General features: G+C 70.2%; 5 protein-coding genes. 1 reads left to right on the forward strand and 4 read right to left on the reverse strand.

Features of this window, described 5'->3' with window-relative positions:
- Positions 1-140: 140 nt before the first annotated feature.
- From ctaD to LCE31_RS13555, 4 genes are all read right to left on the reverse strand, one after another.
- A complete protein-coding gene (gene ctaD / locus LCE31_RS13540; protein WP_225014474.1) occupies positions 141-1,871 on the reverse strand; it encodes an aa3-type cytochrome oxidase subunit I in 1,731 nt (576 codons plus the stop codon).
- A 683-nt stretch (positions 1,872-2,554) separates the two neighbouring features.
- A complete protein-coding gene (locus LCE31_RS13545; protein ID WP_225014475.1) occupies positions 2,555-3,064 on the reverse strand; it encodes a Dps family protein in 510 nt (169 codons plus the stop codon).
- Between the two features lie 303 nt (positions 3,065-3,367).
- Positions 3,368-5,731 (reverse strand): alpha-L-fucosidase, encoded by a 2,364-nt coding sequence (locus tag LCE31_RS13550; protein WP_225014476.1) that lies wholly within the window; start codon positions 5,729-5,731, stop codon positions 3,368-3,370.
- Between the two features lie 384 nt (positions 5,732-6,115).
- Positions 6,116-7,045 (reverse strand): NADP-dependent oxidoreductase, encoded by a 930-nt coding sequence (locus tag LCE31_RS13555; protein WP_225014477.1) that lies wholly within the window; start codon positions 7,043-7,045, stop codon positions 6,116-6,118.
- An 89-nt stretch (positions 7,046-7,134) separates the two neighbouring features.
- Between LCE31_RS13555 and LCE31_RS13560 the strand changes: the two genes are divergently transcribed.
- The gene (locus LCE31_RS13560; protein ID WP_225014478.1) at positions 7,135-7,533 is read left to right on the forward strand and encodes a winged helix-turn-helix transcriptional regulator; all 399 of its coding nucleotides are present in this window, start codon (positions 7,135-7,137) and stop codon (positions 7,531-7,533) included.
- The last annotated feature ends 482 nt before the right edge of the window (positions 7,534-8,015 follow it).

An 8,015-nucleotide genomic window follows, 5' to 3' on the forward strand; every position in this document is an offset into this window, starting at 1 on the left:
GCGCTTCCCCCCACCCCCCCCGGGCGCCCCCCCCCCCCCCCCCCCGCGGGGGGGGCCCCCGGCCCCCCGCCCCGCCCCGCCCCCCCCGCCCCGGGGGCCCCCCCCCCCGCGGGGGGCCCCCAGGGGTCTTTCCGCGGGTCCTACGACGTGTGCTGGTCGCCGGGCGCCACCGTGGTGGCGGTCTCCGGCTCGTTGTGTGTCGCCTCCAGGGACCTGATCTCGGGATGGTGGAGGTCGAACGCCGGGGATTCGGAGCGGATGCGCGGCAGTGTGAGGAAGTTGTGCCGCGGGGGCGGGCAGGACGTCGCCCACTCCAGCGAACGCCCGTATCCCCAGGGGTCGTCGACCTCGATCTTCTTGCCGTACTTGGCCGTCTTCCAGACGTTGTAGAAGAACGGCAGCATCGACAGGCCGAGCAGGAACGAGCTGATCGTCGAGATCATGTTCAGCGTGGTGAAGCCGTCACTGGCGAGGTAGTCCGCGTAGCGCCGCGGCATGCCCTCCGCACCCAGCCAGTGCTGCACCAGGAAAGTGCCGTGGAATCCGACGAACAGCGTCCAGAAGGTGATCTTGCCGAGCCGCTCGTCCAGCATCTTCCCGGTGAACTTCGGCCACCAGAAATGGAATCCCGCGAACATCGCGAACACCACGGTACCGAACACCACGTAGTGGAAGTGCGCCACCACGAAATACGAGTCGGACACGTGGAAGTCCAGCGGCGGGGACGCCAGGATGACGCCGGTGAGGCCCCCGAAGAGAAAGGTGACGAGAAAGCCGATCGACCAGAGCATCGGGGTCTCGAAGGACAGCGACCCCTTCCACATCGTGCCGATCCAGTTGAAGAACTTCACACCGGTCGGTACCGCGATGAGGAAGGTCATGAACGAGAAGAACGGCAGCAGCACGCCACCGGTCACGAACATGTGGTGCGCCCACACCGTGGCGGACAGGCCCGCGATGGAGATCGTCGCGGCGATCAGGCCGATGTAGCCGAACATCGGCTTGCGGCTGAAGACCGGAATCACCTCGGAGACGATCCCGAAGAACGGGATCGCGATGATGTACACCTCTGGATGGCCGAAGAACCAGAAGAGGTGCTGCCAGAGCAGTGCGCCGCCGTTGGCGCCCTCGAACACCCTCGCACCGAACTTGCGGTCGGCCTCCAGGGCGAACAGCGCGGCGGCCAGGACGGGGAACGCGATCAGGACCAGGACACCGGTCAGCAGCACGTTCCAGGTGAAGATCGGCATCCGGAACATCGTCATGCCGGGCGCGCGCATGCAGATGATCGTAGTGATGAAGTTGACCGAGCTGAGGATCGTGCCGAAGCCGGAGAAGGCCAGCCCCATGGCCCACATGTCGCCGCCGACGCCCGGCGAGTGCACGGCGTTGGACAGCGGCGAGTACGCGAACCAGCCGAAGGCCGCGGCGCCCTGGGGGGTGAGGAGGCCGCCCATCACGATGAGCGAGCCGAAGAGGTACATCCAGTACGCGAGGCCGTTCAGTCTGGGGAAGGCGACATCCGGTGAGCCGATCTGGAGCGGCACGATCCAGTTGGAGAACCCGGAGAACAGCGGGGTCGCGAACATCAGCAGCATGATCGTGCCGTGGATCGTGAACGCCTGGTTGAACTGCTCGGGCGACAGGATCTGAAGGCCCGGTCTGGCGAGTTCGGCGCGCATCGTCAGCGCCATGAGACCGCCCCCGATGAAGAACAGGAACGACGTGATCAGGTAGAGGGACCCGACGGTCTTGTGGTCGGTCGTCGTCAGCCAGCTGACCACGACGCTCCCCGGACGTCTCCGCTGCTCCGGCGCCCCCGTCCGCGCTGCCGGCGCTGGTTCCTCGGTATCGACATCGACGGTCGCCATCTGAGGCTCCTTCATGCTGTGGGGGATGCGGGGCACATGCCGGCCCGCTCCGGGTGCCGCACCCCTGACGGTGCTGGTTCCGCCACGTCACGGGCCCGCATACGTCACCGGTGGGTGACCGAGGTGTCATCCGCGACGTCTCCCTGGGCAGGCGTCGGCACGACGCGGAAGGAGGAACGGCCGGGCAGGTTCGGGTCAAGACGCGTCCGCCGCCCTCACGGCCCTCGACATGGCGGGGCCCAGCGTGCACGCTCCGCCGGGCATCCGCACGCAGCCACAACGGCAGGCCCCACGATTGACGGGCATTGTCAACCCGTAGGGGGGTCACCTGGCCGACGTGGACAGGCTGATCCCGCGGATGTCGTGGCGGGAGGGGGCCGCCGACGCGAGGGGCGGCCGTGGGGCGCCCCGGAGCCACGCGACTGGTCGGACCATACGCTTATCCGCGCTCTGGTCGAACGCCGCAGGCGTGACGTTCGTACGGCGATCGCTCACGGAGGCACGTAACCGGAGAGACCGGTTGTGGTGGAGGCCGCTGCCGCATCACGCGGCGCCCGTCGGCGCTCGGACCGTGCGGGTCCCGGCACACGCGTGCGGGGGCCCTCCCATCACAGGGAAGGCCCCTCACCGGCGGAGCTTCCGGCCCCGCTCGGCCGACGCTGTGTGCGGCGTGCGGCGTGCTGTCAGACCTGCCGGTTCTCCGAGCTGACCATCCACGCGTGCTTCTCCAGCGTGTCGATGATCTCGTGGAGGAGGTCCGCGGTCGACGGGTCCTCGGCGTCCACGCCGTCGTGCACGCGCCGTACGGTCGCCGCGGTCGTGTACAGACGGGTCGTGATGAGGTCCACCACGGCCGCGACACTCAGCTCGCCCTCGGGGAACGGCGGCAGCGTCGTCGTGGCCACCACGGTGTCGGAACGCCCGTCGGGAACCGCCCTCAGGCTCCGCATGCGCTCGGCGATCGTGTCACTGGCCTCGCGGGCGTCGTCGACGATACGGTCCAGCTGTTTGTGCAGGTCGCGGAAGTTGTGGCCGACCAGGTTCCAGTGTGCCTGCTTGCCCTGGAGGTGCAGTTCGATGAGGTCGACAAGGATCGCCTGCAAAGACTCCGCCATCTGCCGGGACGCCGTGAAACCCACGGCCGCTTCCTGCTCGGACAGTCGAGCAGTGGATGAGACAGTGTGCGACGTCATGCGCCTGCTCCTTAGAACTCCCTCTCGCCCCGCACCGAGCGCGGGGAAAGAAACGTGTACCCAGCTCATCTCCAGTGTGGCCGCATCCTTCGGGCCTCGCAGCTCGGACGTGTTCCACCGGGCGAGAGCCCGCGTACGGGGAGCCGGCCGGCCTCGCCCTCTCCCGGCGAGCCGACGAACCGGCGAGCCGGTGCACGGTGCGCGCATCGCAGCACACCGTGCACACCGCACCACACTGTGCACACCGTGGCACGGCACACCGGCTCGCCCCGCCACGCGGTGGACGCGGCGCGGAAAGGGTCCTCAGGAGCGCCAGTCCACCTTGAACACCCACGCGTGCCGCCCCGCCGCGCGTGCGGCCGCCGGCACGTCGATCACCAGCGCGTCGCCCTCCGTCCGCCACGACAGTGCCCGGTCGTGGCCCAGCATGGTCACCCGGTCACCGGATCGGATCGGCACCGGTGCCCCGACCACGAGCCTGCTGCCGGGCTCGGCCAGCGAGTGGATGTAGAAGGCACGGTCCGGCTGTACGGTGAATCGCAGGTCGTCGCCCAGTTGCGGCATGCGCGCCCAGTACGTACTGCCGTAGATCGACTCGCCGTTGGTGCGCAGCCAGGCGCCGGTCTCGCGCAGCCTCTGCTGCATGACCTCGGGGATGGTGCCGTCCGCGCGCGGACCGATGTCCAGCAGGAAGTTGCCGTTCTTGGACACGATGTCGACCAGCGAGTGCACGACTTCCTCGGTGCTCATGTACTGGTCGTCCGGAGTGGCGCTGTTGTAGCCGTAGGAGCGGGGGTCGAGGCCCCGGCTCGCCTCCCACTTGGCCGTCACGACCGAGTCGTAGGTGGTGTACTCGGGGGTCGTGAAGTCGTGGGGCCCGATGCCCGACCGGTCGTTGACGGTGACCTCGATCGGCCGCCGCCGGTTCTTCGCGTGGTTGAAGTACTCGGCCAGGACGTGGTGGCTGTCGTTCGCGCCGCCGATGTCGCACCAGATGATCTCGGGGTCGTAGCCGTCGACCAACTCCAGCATCTGGAGCGCCTGATAGCCCTCGACGTAATCCTTGCCCGCGGTGTAGCCCGTGTACGGCAGGGGCTCGAGCGTGTAGGGGTTGCGCGGTGCGTGCCCTTCCCAGGGATCGTCCGGGTTGAACCACTCGGGCATGGAGAAGTACAGACCCCGGTGGAGTTCGGGCGTATAGCGCTTCGAGGCGTCGAAGAGCTCCTTCACGAGGTCCCGCTTCGGGCCCATCCTGACGGCGTTGCGGTCGGAGAGCTTGGTGTCCCAGAGGGCGAAGCCCTCGTGGTGCTTCGAGGTCAGTACGTGGTACTGGGCCCCCGCGTCGCGGAAGAGCTCGACCCAGGCACGCGGGTCGAAGCGCTCGGCACGGAAGCGCGGGATGAAGTCGTCGTAGGCGAAGTCCTCGCCGTAGATGTCGCGGTGGTGGGCGTAGACCGGGTTGGACGGGTCCTGCATCTGCTGCCAGTACCACTCCGCGTACTGGACACCCACCGGCGCCCAGGCCGGCACGGAGTAGACGCCCCAGTGGATGAAGATGCCGAACTTGGCGTCCTGGAACCAGTACGGAGCCTGATGCGTGGCCAGCGAGACGTCGGTCGGCTGGAAGTCGGGAACGCCGAGGGTGAGGCGCTGCTTCGCCGAGGCCACGGTCCGGCCGCGGCTCGCGGCCACCACACTGCCCGTGGCCGCGGTGCCCGGGGGCGTCTCCGCGCCGGGGCGGATGCCGATGCGGACACGTGCCTGCTCTCCCGGGCCGAGACGGCCGACGGCGGCCGGTGCCACGGTCCGGGCGCCGGGTACGTCGACAGTCAGCCTGAGCCCGTCCGCGGCGAGGACCGCGGCGCTGCCCGCGTTCACCACGGTCGCCTCCACGCTCTGCGAACCGTCGGGCAGTGTGGTGGTCGTCGCGCGTATCCCGCGCAGCGCCAGGGCGCGCCCGTCGGCCGCGGGCTGGAGCGACAGCGCGAAGACGTGGAGTGCGGCGGTGCCGGCCCGCGCGGGTCCTGTGACGGGCAGGGTCACGGCCACCGCCTGCCTGGCCGGGTCCAGGGCGGTCTCCGCCGTCGCGATGACGACCGGGTGCTCGTCCTTGGCTCCGGACGGGTCGTAGCGGTAGGGCGCCACCAGGGACCCGCTGCCCGCGTACCAGTCGGGACCGCCGAGCGCCGCCTGCGAGGTGGTTCCGTCGTCGTAGTGGAACGTCGCAGATCCGGAGGTCTGCCCGTAGCTGCATGCGGTGAGGAAGATCGCGGAGAGGTAGCGTCCCGGGGGCAGGTCGAGGCGCTGTCCCGAGGCGACGACGTTGTTGTTCCCGCCCGCCGTGGAGGACGGGAAGACGAAGCGGATGCCGTCCACGGTCGTCTCACCGGACGGGAGTTCCTCGCCCGGGTAGGTGTAGCCGGAGCCGTCGAAGTCGCCGCCGGGCGTGCCGGCGGTGTCGATCCCGTCGTTGTCCGCCCACTGATCGAGCGGAACGGGGACCGCGGCGGGGGCGTCGGACCAACCACCGCCGTGCGCACGTGCGTCGGGGTCCTGCGGAGATCGTGCCAGAGAGTTCGCATACGCGTTGGTCGGGGAGGCGAGAGCCGCGCCTGCCGCGGCTGCCACCGCGACAGCGATGACTTGACGTCTGGGGAGATCGGCCATAGATCCGATGATTCGAGGGTGGACTGCTGTCTGTCAATGGGCGTGACACCAGTTGCCACAGGCGCGCCGCGCCGCCCGGCCGGCGCCGTAACTCCGCGACTGGGTGCGGACTCCCCGCACGGACAGCTTGTCGTCCACCCTCCAGGCGGGCCAGGGGAGTTCACGCTCTCACGCACCTCCGAAGACGTCCGATGACCTGACCACAACATCGCCGTGGAGGCTCTCTCGGATACAGCACAGTGCGCCGGCCCCGGACGGTGGATCACCCGCCGAACCCTCGGCGCGGTGGCGGCCCCGAAGGCGCGACTTCGCGGACACTCCCGAAGGCGCGAACGACGGAGTCGGCCGCGCGCGGGGCCGCGACGGGACCGCCGCGCGACGGGATCAGAGGGTGAGCACGAGCTTGCCCTGGAGGTGGCCGCCGTCGAGCAGCCGGTGTGCGTCGGCTACGCGCTCGAACGGGAACGTCTCCTGGACGTGGACCCGGAGCCTGCCCTGCTCGACGAGTGCGACGAGACCGCGCAGGGCGACCTGGTCGGGGTCGACCGCGATGCCGCTGAACCGCATGCCGGCCGCCTCGTACCTGGCGATGAGCGCCGTGTCCTCCTCGGCGACCGCCGTCACCAGGTGGCCGCCCGGGCGGAGCACGTCGAGCGACCGCTCGGCGGTGTCGCCGCCGATCGTGTCGAGCACGACGTCGATGTCGCGGACCGCCCCGGTGAAGTGGGCCGCCGTGTAGTCGACCACCTCGTCGGCGCCGAGCCCCTCGACGAACTTCCGCTTGCTTCCGCTCGCGGTGGCGATCACGTACGCGCCGAGCGCTTTCGCGATCTGGATCGCGACGTGGCCGACCCCGCCGCCACCGCCGTGGACCAGGACGCGGTCGCCCTCCCGTACGCCTGCGAGGTCGACCAGGCCCTGCCACGCCGTCAGCCCGACGACCGGCAGCGCCGACGCCTCGACGTGCGAGAGGGAGGCCGGCTTGCGCACCAGGTGCAGCGCCGGCGCCGACACGGCCTCGGCGTACCCGTTCGCCGCCTGCGGGAACAGCGGCATCCCGAACACTTCGTCGCCCGGCCTGAACCGCCAGGTGCCCGGCGCCTCGTCCACGACACCGCTGATGTCCCAGCCGAGAACGAACGGCGGTTTGCCGATCAGCGGGAACTCGCCGGCGCGCAGGCGTGCCTCCAGCGGATTCAGCCCGATCGCCTTGACGCGGACGAGGACTTCGGTGGGACGGGGCCGGGGCTCGGGCGCGTCCACGACGGTGAGTACCTCGGGGCCGCCGAGCGTCTGCTGGGTGATGACGCGCATGACTCTCCTGGCTCGGAAAGGGGAATCGGAAAGGGGAAGAGGACTCAAGGCTAGGTTTCCGACTGGAACCGGCAGGTACCTTTGGCGCCATGAGCGGTTTCGGTCCCGGCGGCCCCTTTCTCGCCGACTGCCCGGCGCGTCTCGCGGTCGAGCTCATCGCCGACAAGTGGACGGCGGTCGTGCTCTACGGCCTCAGCGAGGGCCCGGTGCGCCATGGCGAGCTGATCGAGCTGATCGGCGGCATCTCCCGCAAGGTGCTCACCCAGACGCTCCGGCGGCTCCAGGCGCACGGACTCGTCCGCCGCCACGCCTACGCCGAGGTGCCGCCTCGCGTCGAGTATGAACTCACCCCGCTCGGGGCCACGCTGATCGACCCGATCCACATGCTGACCGAATGGGCGAGGGCGAACGGCGACGCGGTGCTGGACGCGCTCGACGCCGCTTCCGAGCCGGTCATCCCCGACGACCAAGGCTCCCGCCGAGGCTGAGGGGCGCTCCCCCGCGGCCCGTCCACGGCAGCACGCCGGCCACGACCCGCCTGCCATGGGCGCACCCGTCGCGTCGCGCGCGTCGCATATCGCGTCTCACCTCGCGTCGCCTCATGGCGCTTCACGTCGGCTCATGGCACGTCAGGGCGCCCCGCATCCGCACGCCGAACGCCCTTGACACTTCGTGATCAACCGGAGAGCATCCTCTCCAATACTGACAACGTTGTCGGACGTCTGCTCCCGCTCCCGTCCGGTCGCGTTGCCTTCCTCACAGCGAAGGGCAGGAACGGTGTCAGACACCCAGGAGCGCCGGACGGCCTCCAGACGGCGCCGACTGAGAAGCGCGGGGCTCGCCTCCGTCGCGGGGGGCGCCCCCCCCCCCCCCCGGCGCCCGCGGGGCCCGGCGGCGCCCCTCACCCCCAAGGGCACCCCCCCCCCGGTGCGCCGCCCCCCCCAACAACAGAGGGCCCCGGCGGGGGGGA

The organism is Streptomyces sp. 8L (assembly GCF_020176795.1).
In the GTDB taxonomy this organism is placed as follows: domain Bacteria; phylum Actinomycetota; class Actinomycetes; order Streptomycetales; family Streptomycetaceae; genus Streptomyces.